Source organism: Nocardia crassostreae (genome assembly GCF_001613405.1).
In the GTDB taxonomy this organism is placed as follows: Bacteria; Actinomycetota; Actinomycetes; order Mycobacteriales; family Mycobacteriaceae; genus Nocardia; species Nocardia crassostreae.
The window spans coordinates 13,597-34,373 of sequence record NZ_BDCH01000041.1 but is presented as its reverse complement, the minus strand read 5'-3'; the positions used below and the strand labels follow the sequence as shown (position 1 = coordinate 34,373).

Below are 20,777 nucleotides of genomic sequence, written 5' to 3'. Positions count from 1 at the left end.
CGTCCGTGGAATCGGGCTTCGAGGCCACCTCCGTGGCTGACTTGCTGGCCGAGCAGGCCGGGCGGTCACCGGAGGCGGTGGCGCTGGCGGGGGCCGGTGTTCGGATGTCCTATGCGGAGTTGCATCGGGCGGCGAATCGGCTGGCGCGGTGGTTGATTCGCAAGGGTGTGGGGCCGGAGCAGGTGGTTGGGCTGGCGCTGGGGGCGTCGGTGGAGCAGGTTGTGGCGGTGCACGCGGTGGTGGCGGCCGGTGGGGCCTATCTGCCGCTGGATCCGGAGCATCCGCGGGAGCGGCACGCCGCTGTGCTGGAGAGTGCGGGGGCGGTGTGTGTGCTGACCACTCGGCGGGAGGGGCTCGATGCGCCCGCGGGTGTGCGGGTGATCCATCTGGAGGACCTCGAGCTGGGTGAGGTGTCGGACGCCACCGTTACCGATGCGGATCGGGTGGCGCCGCTGCGGCCGGGGAACCCGGTCTACGTGCTGTTCACGTCGGGGTCGACGGGGCGGCCGAAGGGGGTGGGGGCCACTCATGCCGCGCTGTGTTCGTATCTGGCGTGGATGCAGCATGTGCACGGGCTCGGTACGGGCGATACGGCCGTGCGCAAAACGGCGCTGACATTCAATATTTCGGCGTGGGAGGTGTTGTGGCCCTTCACCGCCGGAGCGAGCGTCGTGGTGGACGCAGGCGCTGATCCGGAGGGCCTCGCGCGGGCGATCGCCGAGAATGCGGTGACCACGGTGCAGTTCACGCCGTCCACGCTGGCGGCGCACTAGCGGGCGGTGGGTGAACCGCTCGCTCCGAGTGTGCGGCGCGTCCTGCTGGCGGGCGAGGCGGTGACCTCCGCGCTCGCGGCGCAGTTGCCGGTGCTCGCGCCGGGGGCCCGGTACGAGAATCTCTATGGTCCGACCGAGGCCACCGTTGCGGTCACCCGGCATCGGATCGACGAGAATACAAGCGGGACAGTCCCTATCGGAACACCGGCGTGGGGTACCCGGGCCTATGTACTGTATGCCTGCCTACAGCCGGTCCCGGCGGGTGCGCCGGGCGAGCTCTATCTCGGTGGCGTCGCGGTGGCTCGCGGATATGTGCGGCAGGCCGGGACGACCGCCGCACGGTTCGTGGCCGATCCGTTCGGTGGTCCGGGTCAGCGGTTGTACCGCACCGGGGATATCGTGCGCGCCAACGGATCCGGCGAGCTGGAATTTCTCGGGCGCGGCGACTTGTAGGTGAAGTTGCGCGGTATCCGCATCGAGCTCGGCGAACTCGAATCCGTGCTCGCCGCACAGGAATCCGTGGCGCAGGCGGTCGCGGTGGTGCACGGAGGAAACGGCTCGGCGAGTGGGCGACTGGTCGCCTATGTCACGGCCGCCGGTGGGCACCGGATCGAGCGGGACGCGCTGGAACAGCGGTTGCGGGAGATGCTGCCGCGGCATCTGGTGCCCGACGCGCTCGTCGTACTCCCGGAGCTGCCGGTGAATCGGTCCGGCAAGGTGGACCGGAAGGCATTGCCCGCACCCGAATTCGAGCAGTTCGCCTTCCGCGCGCCGCGGGCCGGGACGGAATCCGCGCTGGCCGCGGTCTTCGCCGAGGTGCTGGGGCGGGACGGGGTCGGCGCCGACGAGTCGTTCTTCGCGCTCGGCGGCGACAGCATCATGTCGATTCTGCTGGTGTCGCGGGCGCGGGCGCGCGGTATCGCGGTGACGGCGCAGCAGGTGTACGAGCATCGCACGGTGGCGCGGCTGGCGGCCATAGCCGAAACCGCGGTGGCGGAAGAAGTGCCGCCGCTGGCCGAGCTGCCCGGCGGCGGTGTCGGTGAGCTGCCGCTGACGCCGGTCATCCGGTTCCTTGTCGAGCGCGGGCGCAGTTTCGACCGGTTCTGCCAGTCCATGACGCTGGAGCTGCCCGCCGGGATCGACCGTGCCGCAGTGTTTTCCACCATCGCCGCCGTGGTCGATCACCACGATATGCTGCGGTCGCGGCTCTGCCGGGACGAGTCCGGCGCGTGGTTCGCGCGCGTGGACCCGCCCGGCAGCGTCGATGTCGACTCGTTGATCCACCGGGTCGTCCACGCCGACGACCTGGACCGTGCCGAGCTGCTGGCGCTCGCCGCGACCGAACTCGATGCGGCCGTCGACCGGATCGATCCGGCCACGGGTGCGGTGCTGCGCTTCGTATGGCTCACCCCGGAATCGCGCACCGCGCCCGGATTGCTCATCATTGCCGCGCATCACATTGCAGTCGACGGCGTCTCGTGGCGAATCCTGTTGCCCGACTTCGTGGCCGCCTGGGCGGCCGTGGCGGCGGTGGCGACGCCGCGACTCCCGGCCGTCGGGACCTCCATGCGCCGCTGGGCGCACGCCATCACCGATACCGCGCACACCGAGGCGCTGGTGGCCGAGCTGCCGATCTGGCGCGAGATCGTCGACGGCCCCGAGCCGTCGTTCGGCGAGCGGCCCTTCGATCCGCAGGTCGATCTCGCCCCGGACGTGGCGCACACCGCCATCGAACTCGACGAACGCGATACCGCCGCCATCATCACCGCCATCCCGGACCGGTATCGGGCCCGTGTGGCGGACGCGGTGCTGACCGCCCTCGCCCTCGCGGTGACCCGCTGGCGGTCCCGGCGCGGCGAGGACGAGCGGTCGGTGCTGCTGCGGCTGGAAGGCCTTGGGCGCGAACAGGATGCGGTGCCCGGCGCCGAACTGTCCCGCACCGTGGGCTGGTTCACCTCCATCGTCCCGGCGCGCCTGGATCTGACCGGGGTGGATCTCGACGACGCCTATGCGGGCGGACCCGCCATGGGCGCCGCCATCAAGGCGGTCAAGGAGCAGTTGCGGGCCGCGCCCCACAATGGTTTCGGCTACGGCCTGCTCCGGTACCTGAACGCGGAGACCGCGACGGCGCTGCCGCACCGGGAGCCGGGAGAGATCTCGTTCAACTACTTCGGGCACATCACCGGACTGGACATTCCGGAGGAGCTGGCCGGAATCGGCTGGCTGCCCGCACCCGAATTCGGCATGCTGCCCATCCGGCCCGATGCGCACCGCGGTGCGCTCGGGGCCGTCGAAGTGGATTCCATTGTGGTCGGCCAGCGGCTCACGACCAGCTTCGGCTTCGCGCGCACCCTCTTCACCGAGGAGTCGGGCCGCGAGCTGGTGGAACTGTGGCAGCAGGCGCTCACGGCGCTCGCCCGGCACGCGCGCAGCCCGCTGACGCGCGGCGGGCATACGCCCTCCGATTTCCCACTGGTCACGACCACGCAGAGCGATATCGACACCTGGGAACAGCGGTATCCCACGCTCAGCGAGGTGTGGCCGGTCTCGCCGCTGCAGGCCGGAATGATGTTCCACGCCCTGTTCGATCCGGGCGCGCTGGATGTGTACACGGTGCAGCTGGTGCTGAGCCTGGAGGGCCCGGTCGACGCCCCGCGTCTGAAGTCCGCCGCGGCGGCCGTCCTCGCACGATACGACAACCTGCGCACCGCCTTCGCGGTCACCGCGGCAGGCGTGCCCGTTCAGCTCGTCACCGGTGAGACGGAGCTGCCGTGGCGCGAGGCGGATCTGACCGAGGCTGCGTCGGCGGAGCGTGATCGCCTCCTCGATGCCGACCGTACGACCCCATTCGATCTCACTCACCCGCCGCTGCTGCGGTTTCTGCTGCTCCGCCTCGACGCGGAGCACACCGAGCTGGTCGTCACCGGCCACCATCTGCTGCTGGACGGCTGGTCCATCCCATTGCTGCTACGCGAGATCATCGCCGATTACGCCGGTTTCGCCGTCGAAACTCCCCGGCCCTACCGCCGCTACGTGGAATGGCTTGCTCGGCAGGACAGTTCGGCCGCCGAACGCGCCTGGGCGCGGGCGCTGGCCGGTGTCGCGGAGCCGACCTTGCTCGCGGGTGAAACGGTCGCGCACCCGCCCGAGGCGCTGCCGCTGGAGCAGGTGTTCGCGCTGGACGAGACGCGGACCCTCGCACTGTCCCGCCTGGCGGCCGAACACGAGGTGACGATGAACACCGTCGTGCAGGCGGCCTGGGCGATTCTGTTGTCGCGCATGACCGATCGCGCCGACATCGTCTTCGGCACCACGGTCTCGGGCAGGCCCGCCGACCTCACGGGCGTCGAATCCATGGTCGGCCTGTTCATCAACACCGTTCCGGTGCGGATCCACCTGGCCCCGGGCGAGACCGCCGGAGCACTGCTGCGCCGCGTACAGCGCGAGCAGTTCGAGCTGACGGCGCACCACCACCTGGGTCTCGCCGATATCGGCGCGCACGCCGACACCGGCGCGAGCGCCCTGTTCGACACGCTGCTGGTCGTCGAGACCTACCCGGTGGACGAGGCCGCGCTGCGCGCCAATGCCGCCGTGAGCGCGGGTCTGGCGATCACCGGGTTCGCATCCCGGGAGGCGACGCACTACCCGCTGACCCTGACCGTCCGCCAGACCGACCGCCTGCACATCACGGCCGGATGGCGCCCCGACCTGCTCGACGCGGACACCGTGACCCGCCTGGGTGAGCGCTTGACCCGGGTGCTCGGCGAACTCGCCGCGAATCCGGAGACCGCGGTGGCGCACATCGATCCCCTCGGCCCCGAAGAACGACGCCTCGTACTGCGCGACTGGCAACACCCTGCCGACACGTCTCCGAACCGGACACTCGTGGACCTGTTCCGAGCCCAGGCGAGCGCACGCGGGAACGCCGTGGCAATCCGATCCGGCGACCGCACCCTCACCTACCAGGCGCTCGACCGAGCCTCGGACGCCCTGGCCGCCACCCTGGCCGCCCGCGGCATCGCCCCGGAATCACTGATCGCCGTAAGCATTTCGCGCTCACTGGAACTGATCATCGCCCTACTGGGCATCCTCAAGTCCGGCGCAGGCTATGTCCCCCTCGACCTGACCCATCCATCCCAGCGCCTCGAATTCCTCCTCACCGAAACCAACCCCGCCTGCCTGGTCACGATAACCGCCGACCGCGGCACGCTACCCGAGAACACCCTGCCCCTCGTCGTCCTCGACAGCCTCGACAGTCAAGACAGCGACGTCATCTCTCTCGCACCGAGCCCCGATCAGGTCGCCTATGTGCTGTACACGTCCGGCTCGACGGGCCGGCCCAAGGGGGTGTGCGTGACGCATCGCAATGTCGTCGCCATGCTCACCGCCACGCGGGCGCGGCTCGACACCGGTCCCGCCGACGTCTGGACGATGTTCCACTCCCACGCGTTCGACTTCTCGGTCTGGGAGATGTGGGGTGCGCTCACCACCGGCGGGACTCTCGTCATCGTCGACCCCGAACTGACCCGTGCGCCCGACGAGTTCGCCGATTTGTTGGACCGCGAAGGCGTGACGGTGCTCAGCCAGACCCCGTCGGCCTTCTACGCGTTGCTCGATGCGGTCGGTCCCGGTCCAGTCGTGCAGCGCCCGCTGGGGCGGGTCGATCCCGGTGGCGACTCGGCCGCGTCGGCTGATCTGTCTGCGCTGCGGCATATCGTTCTCGGCGGCGAGGCGTTGGATCCGCGTCGTCTGCGCGCCTGGTATGACGCGTATCTGGCCGGGGCGGTGCGGGTTTCGAATCTGTACGGAATCACCGAGGCGACCGTGCATGCGACGCATTCGTTCGTGGACCGGGAGTACACCGTGGCGGGGCGGGCCAGCGTGATCGGCCGGGGATTGCCGGGAATGGCGGTGCGGGTGCTCGATTCGCGGCTGCGACCGGTTCCGATCGGCGTTCGCGGTGAGCTGTATCTGAGTGGGGTGCAGCTGGCGCGCGGCTACCACGCTCGTCCGGGAGCGACCGCGGATCGGTATGTGGCCGACCCGTTCGGGGCGCGCGGCGAACGCATGTACCGCACCGGCGATCTGGCGCGGTGGAATGGCGACGGGCAGCTCGAGTACCTCGGGCGGGGCGACGATCAGGTGAAGATTCGCGGGTACCGGATCGAGCCGGGGGAGATCGAGGCCGTGCTGGCCGAGCATCCGGCGGTGGCGCGGGCTGCCGTCGTGGCGCGCGCGGGGCGGACCGGGCAACGGCAGTTGGTCGCCTATGTGGTGCCCGCGTCCGATGGCGTGTTCGATGCGGCGGTGCTGGATACGCATGTCGCAGTGCGTGTTCCGGCGTACATGCGACCGGCGGCCATTGTGGCGGTGGACGTGTTGCCATTGACCGCGAACGGGAAGCTGGATCGGGCTGCGCTGCCCGAGCCGGTGGCCGCCTCGCGCTCGGGGCGGTCGGCGCGCACACCGGCCGAGCGGGCCGTGGCGGAGCTGTTCGCGGAGGTGCTCGGGGTCGCGTCACCCGGCGTAGACGATTCGTTCTTCACGCTCGGCGGTGACAGCATCATCTCGATCCAGCTCGCCTCCCGGGCGCTAGAGCACGGGCTGCATTTCACGCCGCGCGATGTTTTCGAACACCGCACGGTGGCCGGAATCGCTGCTGCCGCACGGTCACTGGATGCCGGTGCGGAGCTGCCGAGTCTGCTGCCCGAGCTGCCCGGCGGCGGTATCGGCGATATGCCGCTCACCCCGATCGCGCGGTGGCTGACCGAACGCGGGGGCGGCTTCCGCCGGGTCAATCAGACGCTCACCGTCGATTTTCCCGCGGGAACGGGGCAGGGCGCGCTGACCGCGGCCGTCACCGCCCTCGTCGACCGGCACGATATGCTGCGCAGTCGATTGTTCCGTGACGACTTCGGCGAATGGCGGCTGGAGACGGTCGCGCCCGGGACCGTTGATGCGGGGAATCTGCTGCGGCGCCGCCGGTTCGACGCCGATGCGGACGCCGCCGAGCTGCAAGCGCTCATCGGGGCGGAACTCGATGCCGCGCTGGATCGCCTCGACCCCACCGCCGGGGCGATGGTGCAGTTCGTCCGGCTCGATCCCGAGCGGGACGATGTGCCCGGACGGCTGATCATCTGCGCACACCACCTCGCCGTGGACGGCGTCTCGTGGCGGATCCTCATTCCCGACTTCTTCACAGCCCTCACCGCCGCCGCGAACGGGAATGTGCCACAGCTGGATCCGATCGGAACCTCCATGCGCCGGCGGGCGCACGCGCTGGTCGACGCCGCGCACGCACCCGGGCGCAGCGCCGAACTCGCCGTCTGGCGGCGCATCGGCGCGACACCGGATCCGCTGCTCGGAGCCCGGCCGCTGGACCCCGCCCTCGATACCGCCGCGTGCGTCGAGACGGTGGAGGTCACGGTGGACGAGACGGTCACCGCGGAACTGGTCCGCGGCGTGCCCGGTCGCTTCCACGCGCGTGTCGACGAAATCCTCATTGCCGCAATGGCTCTCGCATTGACGGCCTGGCGCGCGCGTCGGGGCGCCGATGCTCCGGTTTCCCTGCTGCGGCTGGAGGGGCACGGCCGGGAGGAACAGCTCGCGCCGGGCGCAGACCTGTCCCGGACCGTCGGCTGGTTCACCTCCCTGTACCCGGTGCGACTCGACCTCGGCGATATCGATGCCGAAGCGGCGCTGGCCGGTACGGAGGCGGCCGGGTCGGTCGTCAAGGCGGTCAAGGAACAGTTGCGCGCCATTCCCGACCACGGCATCGGCTACGGTCTGCTGCGCTACCTGAATCCCGATACCGCCGAACAACTTCCGGAGGAGATGCCGGGGCATATCGGCTTCAACTATCTGGGCCGAGTGGACGATCGCGGCACCGGGGTGCTCGCCACCCCCGCTGCCCAGCCGGATCCGGACCTGCCCGCGGCGGCCGCGATCGATGTGAACGCCATTGTGGCCGGATCCCGCCTGCGCGCCGGATTCGCCTATCCCGCAACCCTGCTCGATGCCGACGAGGTATCCGAGCTGGCGCAACTGTGGGTGACCGCGCTCGGCGCGATCGCCACCCACGCCCGCGCGGCGAACGCGGGCGGTCACACCCCGTCGGACCTCCCGCTCGTCCGCGTGACCCAAGCGGATATCACCCGCTGGGAGCGGGACTACGGTCGCCTGACCGATGTCTGGCCGCTCGCACCGCTGCAACCGGGCCTGTTCTTCCACGCCACCCTCGCCGCCCCGGCCGAGTCCGCCCCGGACGTCTACAACGTGCAGGCGGTGGTGCGGCTGGGCGGTTCGGTCGACCGCGACCGGCTGCGGCGGGCCGCGCGAGGACTGCTCGAACGCTATCCGAACCTGCGCGCGGCCTTCGTCTTCGACACCACCGGCACACCCCGCCAAGTGGTGCCCGAGACGGTCGAACTCCCATGGCACGAGGTGGATCTGGCCACCGACGACGACCTGACCGAGCTGGCCGCGCGGGAGCGTGGGCACCGCTTCGACCAGGCCCGTCCGCCGCTGCTGCGCTTCACCCTGGCCCGCGTCGCGGACTCCGAGCACATCCTGATCGCGACCTATCACCACATCCTGCTCGACGGCTGGTCGGTGCCGCTCGTGCTGCGAGATCTGCTGGCGCTCTACGCCACCGGTGACCCGCTGCCCGCACCGGACGGAACCTTCCACGACTACCTGGCCTGGAACCACGCCCGGGACGCGGCCGCGTCCAACAGCGCCTGGCGGCGGGCACTGGAGGGCATCAGCGCGCCGACACTGGTCGCCCCGGCGTCCCGCGCCCGCGAAAGCACTGTCACGACAGCCGATCACCACTGGGCTCTCGATCGGCAGACCACCACGGCACTCGGCGCGACCGCCGCCGAGCTCGGCGTCACGCTCAACACCGTGCTCCAGGTCGTCTGGGCAATCCTGCTGGGACGCAGGCTCGGACGCGGCGACGTGGTGTTCGGCGCGACCGTCTCGGGCCGCCCGGCCACTCTGCCGGGCGTGGAATCCATTGTCGGACTGTGTATCAACACGGTGCCGGTGCGCGTGCGCTTCGGGCCGCGCATGCCGGTGGCGGATCTGCTGCGCGCGGTCCAGGCAGAACAGGCGGAGCTCATGGAGCACCATCACCTCGGCCTGACCGAGATCCACACCGCCGCGGGGCTGCGGGACATGTTGTTCGATACGGTGCTGGCCTTCGAGTCCTATCCGGTGGACGCCGAGCAGCTCACGGCCGCGGCCGCCGCCCTCGACGGCGTGACGGGCGCGAGTCTCGAACTCACCGACGCCGCGCACTATCCGCTGACGCTCACCGTCGACCCGGGCGCGGAGCTGCGCGTCCGAATCGGCTACCTGTGCGGGCTTTTCGACGAAACACAGGTCGCCGAAATCGGTGCGGAGATGCGACGGCTGCTCACCGCCATCGCCGGGGATCCGGAGACGACCATCGAGGGGCTACCGTGACCACACGCCTACCGCTGACGCGCGCGCAGCAACACACGTGGGTCGCACAGCAACTCGACGACACCGGGGTCCGGCTGCTCGTCGGCGGATACGTGCACATCCACGGCGCGATCGACGAGGCGCTGTTCGAGCGGGCGCTGCGCAGTGCCATCGCGGGCGCGGAATCGCTGCGGGTGCGCTTCGACACCGAGCCCGACGGCTCGGTCGTGCAGGTGGTGGAGGAGGCGGCGGACTGGCCGCTGCACCGCGGCAGCTTCCGCACCGCCGCCGATCCGCTCGGCGCGGCCCTGGAATTCATGCGCGCGGCCCTGGACCGGCCGTTCGATCTCGGCCGCGCGCCGCTGTTCGAACACCATCTCATCGATCTCGGCGCGGCGGGCACGGTGTGGTTCATCCGCTCCCACCACCTGGTGATCGACGGGGCCGCCTCGGCCGCCTTCATCCGCCGCGTGGCCGCCGCCTACACGGCGCTGACCGAGGGCACGCCCGTGGCCGAGACGGTCTTCGACCGGGTGGCGGATCTGATCGCGGAGGACGAGCGGTTCCGGGCGTCACCGCGTTACGCCGACGACCGGCAGTTCTGGGCGCAGCGGCTGGCATCGCGCGCGGCGCAGGAACCGCCGCAGTTCGCCGGGGCTCCGGCCGCCGCGGACTGCAATCGGTTCCTGCGCCATGCCGACCTGCTCGGGGAAACCGAGTGGAAGGCGCTGCGGGCCCGTGCGGAGACGTGCGCCATCGCGTGGCCCGCCTGGGTATTCGCCGCCATCGCCCTACTGCTGCACGCGGATTCTGGCGCGCGCACGGTCACCCTCGGCGTGGCCGTCCCCGCCAAACGCTCCCGCACTGCGCTCGGCATGACCGCGAACATCATCCCGCTGCGCCTGACCGTGGACCCGGCCGCCACCGTGGGCGACCTGCTGCGCGCGGTGCGCGCCGAATCGCTGATCATCCTGCGCCATCAGCGGTACCAGTACGGCGATATGCTCGCCGACCTGCGCGCGAGCGGGCTCGCGGGCGGCATCCTGGGGCCCACCGTCAATGTGATGCCCATGCAGAAGGATCTGCGCTTCGGCGCGGAATCCGCCACCCTGCGCCATATCCTGGCCGGGCGCTCCGACAATCTGAACATCAGCGTCTACGACAATGGCGAACCCGGCCTGTCCCTGGTGCTCGAATCGAATACGCTGCGCTACTCCGAACACGACCTCGCCGCACATCATCGTCGGCTCACGGAGACCATTGCCGCCCTGGCCGCCGCCCCCGAGGATCTCCCACTGGGCAGGCTGCGGCCCGCACCGGATCCGGCCGGGCCCGCCGCCGCGACCGCCTCCGCCGAAACACTCGTCGACTGGTTCGAGCGGATCGCGGCCGCACGGGGCGAGGCGACCGCCGTGGTGCACGGGGATCGGTCGCTCAGCTATGCCGAACTGGACGAGCGGGCGCGGCGGCTGGCGCGCGTCATTGCCGGATATGGCGTGAGCCCGGGCGATTTCGTAGGTCTCGCGATGTCGCGCTCACCGGAGTTGCTGGTCGCCGTGATCGCCGTCCTGAAGGCGGGTGCGGCCTACGTTCCGCTGGATCCCGGCTACCTACCGCAGCGGCTGCGGGCGATCATCGACGACGCCGCCCCGGCGCTGATCATCACCGATGCGAACGTCCCTCTCCCGGATGAGATCCCACCGGAGCCCGTGCTGCGGCTGGGGGATCCCCAGCCGGTCGTGCCGCGCGAGCCCGGCCGTCGTCCCGCGCCGGGTCATCCGGCCTATGTCATCCACACCTCCGGTACGACCGGTGTGTCCAAAGGCGTTGTCGTCACCCACGCCAATGTGGTGCGGCTGCTCACCGCGACCCGGCCGTGGTTCGAATTCGGCGCCGACGATGTGTGGACCTTGTTCCACTCCACCGCATTCGACTTCTCGGTGTGGGAGATCTGGGGTGCACTCTGCCACGGCGGCAAGCTCGTCATCGTCGACGCCGAGGTGGCGCGCGCACCGGGCGAATTCCTCGATCTGCTGGTGGCGCAACGGGTTACGGTGCTGAACCAGACGCCGTCCGCCTTCGGCCTGCTGGTCGACGCACAGGCCCGCCGACCGGCCGACGCCGCCCGGCTCGCGCTGCGCTACGTGATCTTCGGTGGTGAGCCGGTGGAGCCGTGGCGGCTGGCCGACTGGTGGTCGCGCCACGATCCGCGGGCGCCGCGGCTGGTCAATATGTACGGCATCACCGAGACAACGGTGTTCACCACGGGAACGCCCCTCGCCGAGCGGCCGGGCACGGTGACGGCCGGTGCTATCGGCACGCCGATAGCAGACCTCGCCGTCTACGTACTCGATGCCGCGCTGCGCCCCTGCCCGCCGGGGTTGCCCGGCGAACTCTATGTCGGCGGACCCGGTGTCGCCGCTGGCTATCTGCGGCGGCCGGGCCTCACCTCGGCGCGCTTCACGGCCGATCCTTTCGGCGGGCCGGGCGGCGTGATGTATCGCAGTGGCGATCTGGCGCGTTGGACCGATACCGGGACGCTCGACTATCTCGGGCGGGCGGATCGTCAGGTGAAGGTTCGCGGGTTCCGGATCGAGCCGGGCGAGGTCGAAGCCGCCCTGTGCGCGCAGGCGGCGGTGCGTGCGGCGGCGGTGCTGATCGTGGAATCCGAGCGGGGCGATCGACGGCTCGCCGCCTTCGTCACGGGCGAGCGCATCGACCTCGACGGAGTGCGCGCCGGAATCGCCCATCTGCTACCCGCACACGCTGTTCCGTCCACGATCACGATTGTCGACGCCATCCCGACGACACCCAACGGCAAGGTCGACGAACGGCGACTGCGAACTCTCGACGTGCACGGAGCCACCCGTACCGCCGAGGAGCCGCCGCGCACCGCGACCGAGATACGGCTGCACGCCGTGTTCGCGGAGGTGCTCGGACACGACGGCTTCGGTGTCGGCGACGGCTTCTTCGCCACGGGTGGGGACAGCATTCTGGCCATCCGGCTGGCGGACCGCGCTCGTGCGGCAGGGCTCGACCTCACGCCGCGGGATGTGTTCGAACAGCAGACCGTTCGCGCGCTGGCGGCGACGGCCGAGACACGCCCATCGGTGGCCGCGCCCACGGCGGCGACACCGCCCACGATCGGTCGTGAGCGCACCCTGCTGCCAGCGACACCCTTGCAGGCCGGGCTCCTGTTCCACTCCCTGTACGAGGGCGGCGAGGGGGAGGACCCCTACCTTGTGCAGGCCGCGCTCACACTGGACGGCTCGATCGACGTGGAGCGACTCGGCCATGCCCTGCGCGCGGTGCTCGCCCGGCATCCGCACCTGCTGGGTCGATTCGTCGTCGACCAGGACGACGCACTGCACTACGAGATTCGCACCGACATCGAACACCCTTGGCGGGTGGTGGATCTCGACTCCGTGTCGCCCGCGGAGCGGGACGACGCCGTCGACCGGATTTGCGCCGAGGACGCCCGCCTGGATCCGCTCGCGGCTCCGCTGCTCGCGGCCACCCTGATTCGCGCCGAGGCGCGGCCCGCCCTCCTCCTGGTGACCCACCACCACGCCCTCCTCGACGGCTGGTCGCTGGTAATCCTGTTGCGCGAGTTGCTGATCGGCTATCACGGCCGCGGACTGCCGCCCGCCGCACCGTTCACCGCATTCCTCGAATGGGCCGCGGCACAGGATCGCGACGCCGCCCGCCGCGCCTGGGAGGAGGCCCTGTCCGGCGCCGAACCGAGCAAGGTGGCGCGCGCCGACCGGCAGCGCTGGCGACGGCCGGGCGAACACGTCTACACACTGCCCGGCCCTCTGGTCACCGCGCTGCGCGACCGGGCGGCCGCGCACGGGCTGACGCTCAATACGCTGGTCCAGACGCTGTGGGCGCTGGTGCTGGCCAACCTGACCGGCAGCGACGACGTCGTGTTCGGCATCACCGTCTCCGGCCGCGACGGCGGCGAGACGAGCGGCGCGGTCGGACTGCTCATGAATACCGTGCCCCTGCGGGTGCGCACCGCTCCCGACGCGACGCCGCTCGACGTGGCCGCCCGCATCCAGCGCGACCGGGTGGCGCTCATGGCGCACGACCATCTCGGGCTGCCCGACATCATGGCGGCGGCGGGCGCGACCGATCTGTTCGATACCTCACTCGTCTTCGAGAACTTCCCCCTCGATACCCGCCTGCTCGACGATCCGGCGGCGGAGTTCGCCGTCACGGACGTGGATGTCCTTGGCGGAACGCATTTTCCGCTGATGGTGGTGGTCGTGCCCGGCGATGGCGAGCTGACCTTCCGCATCGGTGCGCACCTCGACCGGATCGACTGCCTCGCCGACGTGGACGAGCTGTGGTCGCGCATCCTCGCCGCCGCTGCGGCGCTCGCGAACCCGGAACCGTCGATGATCGGCCGGACAGACCTGCTGCCGACCGCGCGCCGGGCCGAACTCCTCGCCGCCGGGCGCGGAATCGACGCCGAAATCGAGAATGATGGGATCGCTGGGCATTTCGAGGCGGTGGTGCGGGAACACGCCGAGGCCGTGGCGCTCTGGTGCGACGGCGCGGAGATCACATACGCCGAGTTGAATTCCCGAGCCAATCGGATTACCCGCTGGCTGCGCACCCGCGGCGCGGGACCGGGCGTGCCGATCGGCATCGCGCTGCCCCGCTCGGTCGATCTCGTGATCACCTTCCTCGCCGTCGCCAAACTGGGGGCCTTGTGCGTACCGCTGAGCGACCGCTATCCGCCCGCGCACGTGCGGTGGCTGCTCGACTTCACCGGCACCGAACTGGTGCTGGATGAGATCGACAGCACGGCAGTCGATTACGACGACAGCGATCTAGGTGTCGCCGTCCCACCCGATGCCGTCGCATCGCTCATGTTCACCTCCGGATCGACCGGTGCGTCCAAGGGTGTGGAGGTCACCCACCGCAATATCGTGACGCGGGCCCGCGACCGCATCGGCCGCGGTGCAGGGCACGAGCTCATGCTCATGCACCTGCCGCACAACTGGGACATGGTGGTGTGGGAGCTGTGGCAGCCGCTGCTGACCGGTCGCACGGTGGTGATCGCCGCGCCCGGCGTCCTCGATGTCCACGACTACACCGCGGTCCTGCGCGCCGGGCGCGTCACCTCGATGCTGTTGCCCGCGGGCCGGTTTCGGCTTCTGGCCGAGCAGATGCCCGAGGAACTCGCCCGGCTGCGGCAGCTGACCGCGGCCGGGGATGTGCTGTTACCGCACGCCGCCGCGGCCGTGCGGCGCGGCGAGCATCCGCCCGTGGTGACGAACCTGTACGGGCCCGTCGAGGCGACCGGTTTCGCCCTCGGCTTCCCGATCCCGGCCGACGCGTCGCCGGAGCGTCCCGTCCCCATCGGACGCCCGGCCGACAATACGCGCGTGACGGTGCTCGACCCGGCCCTGCGGCCGACGCCCACCGCGGTCACCGGGGAGATCTACCTGTCCGGCGCCGGTCTCGCCAATGGCTACCACCGCATGCCCGCTCGCACCGCCGAGCGTTTCGTGGCCGACCCGTACGGTCCGCCCGGTGCGCGCATGTACCGCACGGGTGATCTCGGGCGCTGGGATGCAGACGGCGTACTGCACTTCCTCGGGCGCGCCGACCGGCAGCTGAAGGTCAATGGTTTTCGAGTCGAACCCGGTGAGGTGGAGGCGGCGATCCGGCGCGAGCCCGCTGTCACCGCAGTGATCGTCACCGCGCGGCAGTCCGCGACCGGCCAGTCGCTCATCGCGCACATTGTCGGACCCGGCGTCGACACGGCGGCCCTGCAGACCCGGCTGGCCGCGACCCTGCCCGGCTATCTGGTGCCGTCGGCGATCGTGACGATCGACGAACTGCCGCTGACCCCCATGGGCAAGATCGATGTCGGCGCGCTCCCGGAACCGTCCGCCGGTGCTCCGGTACCGGTGCGCACACCACGGCAGCAGGTCATCGCCGCGGCCTTCGCCGAAGCCCTGGGCCGCGTGGAAATCGGCATCACCGACGACTTCTTCGCGCACGGCGGCAACTCCCTCTCGGCCATCCGCGTCGTGGCCGCCCTGCGGTCGGCCCTCGGGGTGGAGGTGTCGTTGCGCGATCTGTTCGAGTCCCCGACGGTCGCCGCTCTCGAACAGGCACTCGACCGGCGCGGGCCCGTGAATCCTCCGCGCGGCATCGCGAATGTCATCCGCGTGGAACCGATTCCGCTCGCACCCGCCCAGCAGCGGCTGTGGACCGTGGACTATCTCAGCGGTCACCGCCCCGACTACCTGATCGCCACCGCCCTCGAGTTCCGCGGACCGCTCGACCCGGACGCGGCCGAGGCGGCGGTCACCGATGTCGTCGAGCGGCACGAAATCCTGCGCACGGTACTGCCGTACGGAGTCGACGGTCCGGTACAGCGCATCCTGCCCAGCCATGCGGCGCGCCCGGACTTCCGCCTCGTGGACGTGCCTGGCGGTGAGAGTGTGGACCGGGCAATGGATTCCGAGCTGCTGCACGGTTTCGATCCGACCAAGCAACCGCCGCTGCGCATCCGCCTCTACCGGCTGAGCGACCGGCGCCATATCCTGCTCGGCGTCCTGCACCACATTGCGGGCGACGGTGAATCCCCGGGCATCCTGCAACACGACCTGCTCACCGCCTACCGGGCGCGAGCGGCCGGGCGCGCACCGCAATGGCCAGTTCCCGCAACGCAGTTCGCTGACTACGCGATCTGGCTGCGGCAGCGCCTGAACCCGCCCGGTGCGCCGGAGTCGATACTCGAACCACAGGCCCGCTACTGGCGCGCCACGCTCGACGGCATCCCGGATCAGCCCATCCTGCCCGCCGACCGCCCGCGCACCGAACGCCGCGAAAACCTCGCGGCGGCACTCCCCGTCCACATCGACGCCGACACCCACCGGCGGCTCGCCTGCATCGCCCGCACCCACCGCGCGAGCATCTACATGCTCGTGCACACCGCCCTCGCCCTCGCCCTGCACGAGCGCGGCGCAGGCACCGACCTGCCCATCGGCGTCGCCCTGAGCGGCCGGGACGCGGAGGGCCTCCAAGACCTGGTCGGCTGCGTCGTCGACACCGCGATAGTCCGGGTCGATCTGTCGGACGACAAGACCTTCGGCGAACTCGTCGACCAGGTCCGCGAACGCGTGCTCGGCGCGTACGAGAACAAGGAGTTCCCCTTCGGCCGCCTCGTCGAACTGCTGAACCCCCCGCGCTCCCGCACCCACCACCCACTGTTCCAGGTCATGGTGACCTATCTGCGCGGCGTCGACATCGGCACGGTCCCGGGCGAAGTGGAGATCCGCCATCACCCGGTCCCGGTCCGCCGCACCCCCTGGGAACTGCTGCTCAACCTGCGCGAGGAATACGGCCCAGACGGCGAGTGCGCCGGAATCCGCGGCGAACTGGTCTACGCGGCAGAACTTTTCGACCACGCCACCGCCGGGGCCATCGTCACCGCCATGACTACGGTGCTGGACTCGGTGTGCGGCGAACCGGCGGCTCCGGAAGCAGCAGAATCAGCAGCACCAGAACAGCGGCCAGGGGCGTACCCCAGATGAGGGCGTCGGGGATGGTGGTGGCGAGAGCGTCGGGGGTCAAGGGCCGACCGGCGAGCTCGCGGCTGATGACGGTGCCCAGCAGGGAGACTCCGGCCGCCATACCGATGCCGCGCAGGGAGAGCGCGGCCGCGGTCGTGACCGCCAGATCCTCCGGAGCGACCGCGTTCTGCGTGACGACCACCAGGTTCTGCACCAGCAGGCCGAAAGCGATGCCAGGCACCACGAAAACCAGTGCGAGGACGGGGTAGGTCGTGTCCGGGCCCAGGCGGCTGAGCAGCCAGGCACCGGCCGACGCCAAGAGGGCCCCGGTCAGCAGGTAGGGCTTGAAGCGTTGTGCGGCACCGGCTTTGCCGCCCGCGACGGCGGCCACCGCCACGAAGGACAGGAAGTAGGGGAGGGCGGCGAGTCCGGCCATGGTGGCGCTGAGGTCGAAGGCGGCTTGCAGGTAGGTCGGCATGTACATGACCGAACCGGCCAGCAGCGCACCGAGCAGCAAGGATGCTGGCAGGGCGATGCGCAGCGTGCGGTCAGCGAACAGACGGGGCGGCACGAGCGGGTTTCCGGCTCTCGGCTCCTACCACAGGAATCCGGCCAGGGACACGAACACGACCGCACCGAGACCGAGGATCGGCCATGAACCCCAGGGGTGGGTGCGCCCGCCCCATTCGATGATCAGCAGCACGCCTGTCACCATCCCCGTCAACAGCACCGCACCCGGATAGCCGAGCCGGGTGTCCCCGCCGGTGCGGGGCAGCCGCAGCGCCACGGCCACCAGCGCGATGGACAGCAGACCCAAGGGCACATTGACGAAGAAGATCCAGCGCCAGCCCGCGAGATCGGTAATGGCGCCGCCGATCAGCGGGCCGCCCACGCTGGCGACCGCGAAGATCGCGCCCACCAGGCCTTGCATGCGGCCGCGGCGCTCGACCGGATAGAGCTCCGAAACGGCGATCGTGGGCACCACGAACAGCGCCCCGCCGCCGATGCCCTGCACCGTGCGGGCCGCCACCAGCTGCGGCATGGTCTGGGCCAGTCAGGCGAGCACGGAGCCGAGTATGAAAACGCCCACGGCGGTGAGGAATACGGTGCGCCTGCCGATCCTGTCGCTGAGCCTGCCGTACAGCGCGCCGGTGACCGTGGTGGCCAGCAGATAGGCCGTCACGATCCAGCCGATCGACTCCGCGCCGCCCACATCGGCGACGATGTGCGGCAGGGCAATGGCCACGACCGTCTGGTCCAGCACCGAGAGCAGCATGCCCAGTATCAGGCCGATGGTCGCCAGCGGCACAGTGCTCACGCGTGGCGCGGTGATTGTCCGAGTCATCGGGAATCAGCCTCTCGCCAACGGGTTCGGCAGCGCGAAGTCCTCGCTCAGCAGGTCCTGATCGGCCGCTGCGGCGGCGACCGTCCCGGCGGCCGCCGCGGCGATGACGGCGGCGAGGGGCATGGGCAACGTGGCGCGATGGGCCATATCGCCCGCCGCATAGACGCCGGGCACGCTGGTGCGCCCGAACTCGTCGATCTCGACGCACCCATCGGCGAGGAAGGCGCAACCCAGGCGGGCGGCCGGATCGCTGTGCTGGCGCGGCAGGTTCTCGACGAACACCGCATCACACGCCAGCGGGGGACCGGAGTCGAAGAGGATCCGGTCTAGTGCGCCGCCTTCGCCGTCGAGGCGCGTGACGGGTTCACAGCGGGCCGCGATCCCGTTGCGCTCCAGCGCATTCCGGAGATCCTCGGCCACCGCCCCGCCGTCGGTGCACAACACGACCTCCTTGGCGAAACGGCTCAACTGCAAGGCCAGTCGAACACGCGGGGGGCTGGAGCCGAGCACCGCAACCGTTTTGCCCGTGCACTCGAAGCCATGGCAGTACGGGCAATGAAAACCCCACCGCCCCCACAACTCGGCGAGCCCCGGGATATCGGGAAGCTCGTCGGCGAGACCGGTGGCGAGCAGCAGTCGCCGCGACGAAACCAGATCACCCTCGGCCGTCGTCACCTCGAATCCGCCACTCGTGGCCCGGATATCGGTGGTCGCGGATTCGCGCACATCGACCGAGGGGTAGGCCCTCAGCTCCTCCCGCCCGATGCGGCGTAGCTCGTGCGGTGGCGTCCCGTCGCGGGTGATGAAGTTGTGCACCGCCTCGACCGGATGATTGCGCCCCCGGCCCGCATCCAGCAACAGCACGGTGCGATGCACCCGTCCCAGGGTCAGCGCGGCGGCCATTCCGGCGGGTCCGCCGCCCACGATGATCACGTCGAACATGTTTTCCTCCTTGACAGTGCCGCCATTCTGCAAGTTAATGTCAACATGAAGTCAAGTGAGCGGGAGATGGCCATCGGCGACCTTGCGGCGCGATTCGGGCTGGCCACGCATGTGCTGCGGCACTGGGAGACGATGGGCCTGTTGGTGCCCGCGACGCGGGTGAACGGCCGCCGCCGCTACGACAGCGGCCACATTGCGCGCGTGGCCATGATCGTCCGGGGCAAGGCCGCGGGTATGAGCCTCGACCAGCTGGCCGAGGTGCTGCGGTCCACGAGCCTGGACGAGCGCCACGACGTGCTGCGCCGTCACCATGCCGAATTGGAGCGGCGGCTACGTGAGCTCGAAGCCTCCAAATCGATGATCGATCACGCCATGAGTTGCCACGCGGAGGACTTCACCCAGTGCCCGGCCTTCCGTCGCCTGGTGGCCGAGACCGGCGAGGCCCAGCACGATCATGGCCACGCCGGAGATTCGGGAGATCGCCTTGGACAGAGTGGGTTTGGCTGTCAGGATCCGGCGGGCGCATAGACCGACGAGGGTGTAGAAGGCCCCGCAGGTGGCGACGCGAGTGCGGCGAGTTGCAGGGGGAGGGGCCAGGGGCCGTCGGCATCGGTGAACTGGGGGAGCAGGGCCAGGAAGATGAGCAGGCCCTTGGGGTTGAGGCCGCTGACGCCGATGCCGTCGCGGAGACGGCGCAGCGGAGCGGGTGCGGAGTTCGCGGTGTGACGTGAGTCCGTCTGTGGCGCAGCCGGTTGACGGAGAATCGAGCCGCCGAGATAGATGAGGTAGCACGCGCCGACAATGGTGAGGGTGGTCAGGAAGACCGGAGACCGGGCGAGTGGAGCGCCGAGTCCGGCGGCCACGAGTACGGTGAGTCCGAGGTAGCCGAGCATCAGCCCGCAGACGGCGGGGACCACCATGCGGTCGCGGGTGCTCGAGGCGAGTACGAATGCCCAATCCGGGCCCGGTACGAGAATGAGCAGAAATGCCGTGGCCCAGAAGGCAAGCAGCAGATTCGGATTCATGGATATCGCCCTACCGTGGAAATCCGGCTTGCCGGAAACGCTATTCCCGAAGGTGGCGAAGAGGTTGCCGAGTTTTGCTCCGAATGATTGCGACAGTGGAAGAATCATTGCGATGGACGCCATTGATCGAAAAATTCTTGCCGAGCTCCAGCGGGATGGGCGGGTGAGCATCACCGATCTGGCGTCCAAGGTCGGATTGAGCATTTCACCGACCCATCGGCGGTTGCGTGATCTGGAGCGCGGCGGCGTGATTCGCGGATATCGGGCCCTGGTCGACCCCGAGGCCCTGGGGCTGCGTTTCGAGGCGCTGGTATTCGTCACCATGAAACAGGAGGATCGCGAGACCCTGCTCGCCTTCGAACGCGCTCTCGCCGCCATTCCCAATGTGCTTCAGGCACAACGGCTCTTCGGCGATCCCGACTACCTCGTCCGGGTCCGCACCCGCGATCTGGCCGCCTACGCCGAACTCGAGGACGACATCCTCGCCGCCCTCCCCGGCGTGCAACGGCTGAACTCGACCCTGGTGATGAAACAGGTCGTCACCGACCGACCGATCCCGACCGGGGCGTGGATTCCGCCAAATCCACTGTGTTTTCATTCGTTTCGCGAAACGATATTGGCTCGCATACCGCGATGGGATCGAGGGGGCACGCACGGTGGCCGAGTCCGATATCGACAAGTACGTATGGCCCGCTCCGGCCACCCC

Annotated in this window: 5 protein-coding genes and 3 pseudogenes; 5 read left to right on the top strand and 3 right to left on the bottom strand. The window is 70.0% G+C overall.

Going from position 1 to position 20,777, the window contains the following annotated elements:
* Positions 1-5 precede the first annotated feature (5 nt).
* From NC4_RS43690 to NC4_RS35620, 3 genes and pseudogenes are all read left to right on the top strand, one after another.
* A pseudogene (locus NC4_RS43690) lies at positions 6-1,226 on the top strand (amino acid adenylation domain-containing protein).
* Complete coding sequence (locus NC4_RS35625) at positions 1,227-9,242, top strand: non-ribosomal peptide synthetase (RefSeq protein WP_067547956.1); 8,016 nt, start codon at positions 1,227-1,229, stop codon at positions 9,240-9,242. It abuts the pseudogene before it with no gap.
* Positions 9,239-16,780, top strand: a complete 7,542-nt coding sequence (locus NC4_RS35620; protein ID WP_067547954.1) for a non-ribosomal peptide synthetase — start codon at positions 9,239-9,241, stop codon at positions 16,778-16,780. Before NC4_RS35625 ends, NC4_RS35620 begins: the two co-directional genes overlap by 4 nt.
* Here NC4_RS35620 and NC4_RS44320 read toward each other — a convergent pair.
* Together NC4_RS44320 and NC4_RS35605 are read right to left on the bottom strand one after the other, a co-directional pair.
* Positions 16,686-18,068 (bottom strand): annotated as a pseudogene (locus NC4_RS44320) (MDR family MFS transporter). The gene NC4_RS35620 and the pseudogene NC4_RS44320 sit on opposite strands and share 95 nt — an antisense overlap.
* Positions 18,069-18,110: 42 nt before the next feature.
* Positions 18,111-19,046, bottom strand: coding sequence for an NAD(P)/FAD-dependent oxidoreductase (locus NC4_RS35605; protein ID WP_067548173.1), 936 nt, complete (start codon positions 19,044-19,046; stop codon positions 18,111-18,113).
* A 45-nt stretch (positions 19,047-19,091) separates the two neighbouring features.
* Between NC4_RS35605 and NC4_RS43685 the strand changes: the two genes are divergently transcribed.
* Positions 19,092-19,574, top strand: coding sequence for a helix-turn-helix domain-containing protein (locus tag NC4_RS43685; protein WP_067547946.1), 483 nt, complete (start codon positions 19,092-19,094; stop codon positions 19,572-19,574).
* Here NC4_RS43685 and NC4_RS35595 read toward each other — a convergent pair.
* Positions 19,553-20,071, bottom strand: a complete 519-nt coding sequence (locus tag NC4_RS35595; protein WP_245722150.1) for a LysE family translocator — start codon at positions 20,069-20,071, stop codon at positions 19,553-19,555. The two genes, NC4_RS43685 and NC4_RS35595, sit on opposite strands and share 22 nt — an antisense overlap.
* On the opposite strand from NC4_RS35595, the pseudogene NC4_RS44960 reads away from it, so the two are divergent.
* Positions 19,965-20,564 (top strand): annotated as a pseudogene (locus NC4_RS44960) (Lrp/AsnC family transcriptional regulator); the annotation flags it as partial. The gene NC4_RS35595 and the pseudogene NC4_RS44960 sit on opposite strands and share 107 nt — an antisense overlap.
* Between the last annotated feature and the right edge of the window lie 213 nt (positions 20,565-20,777).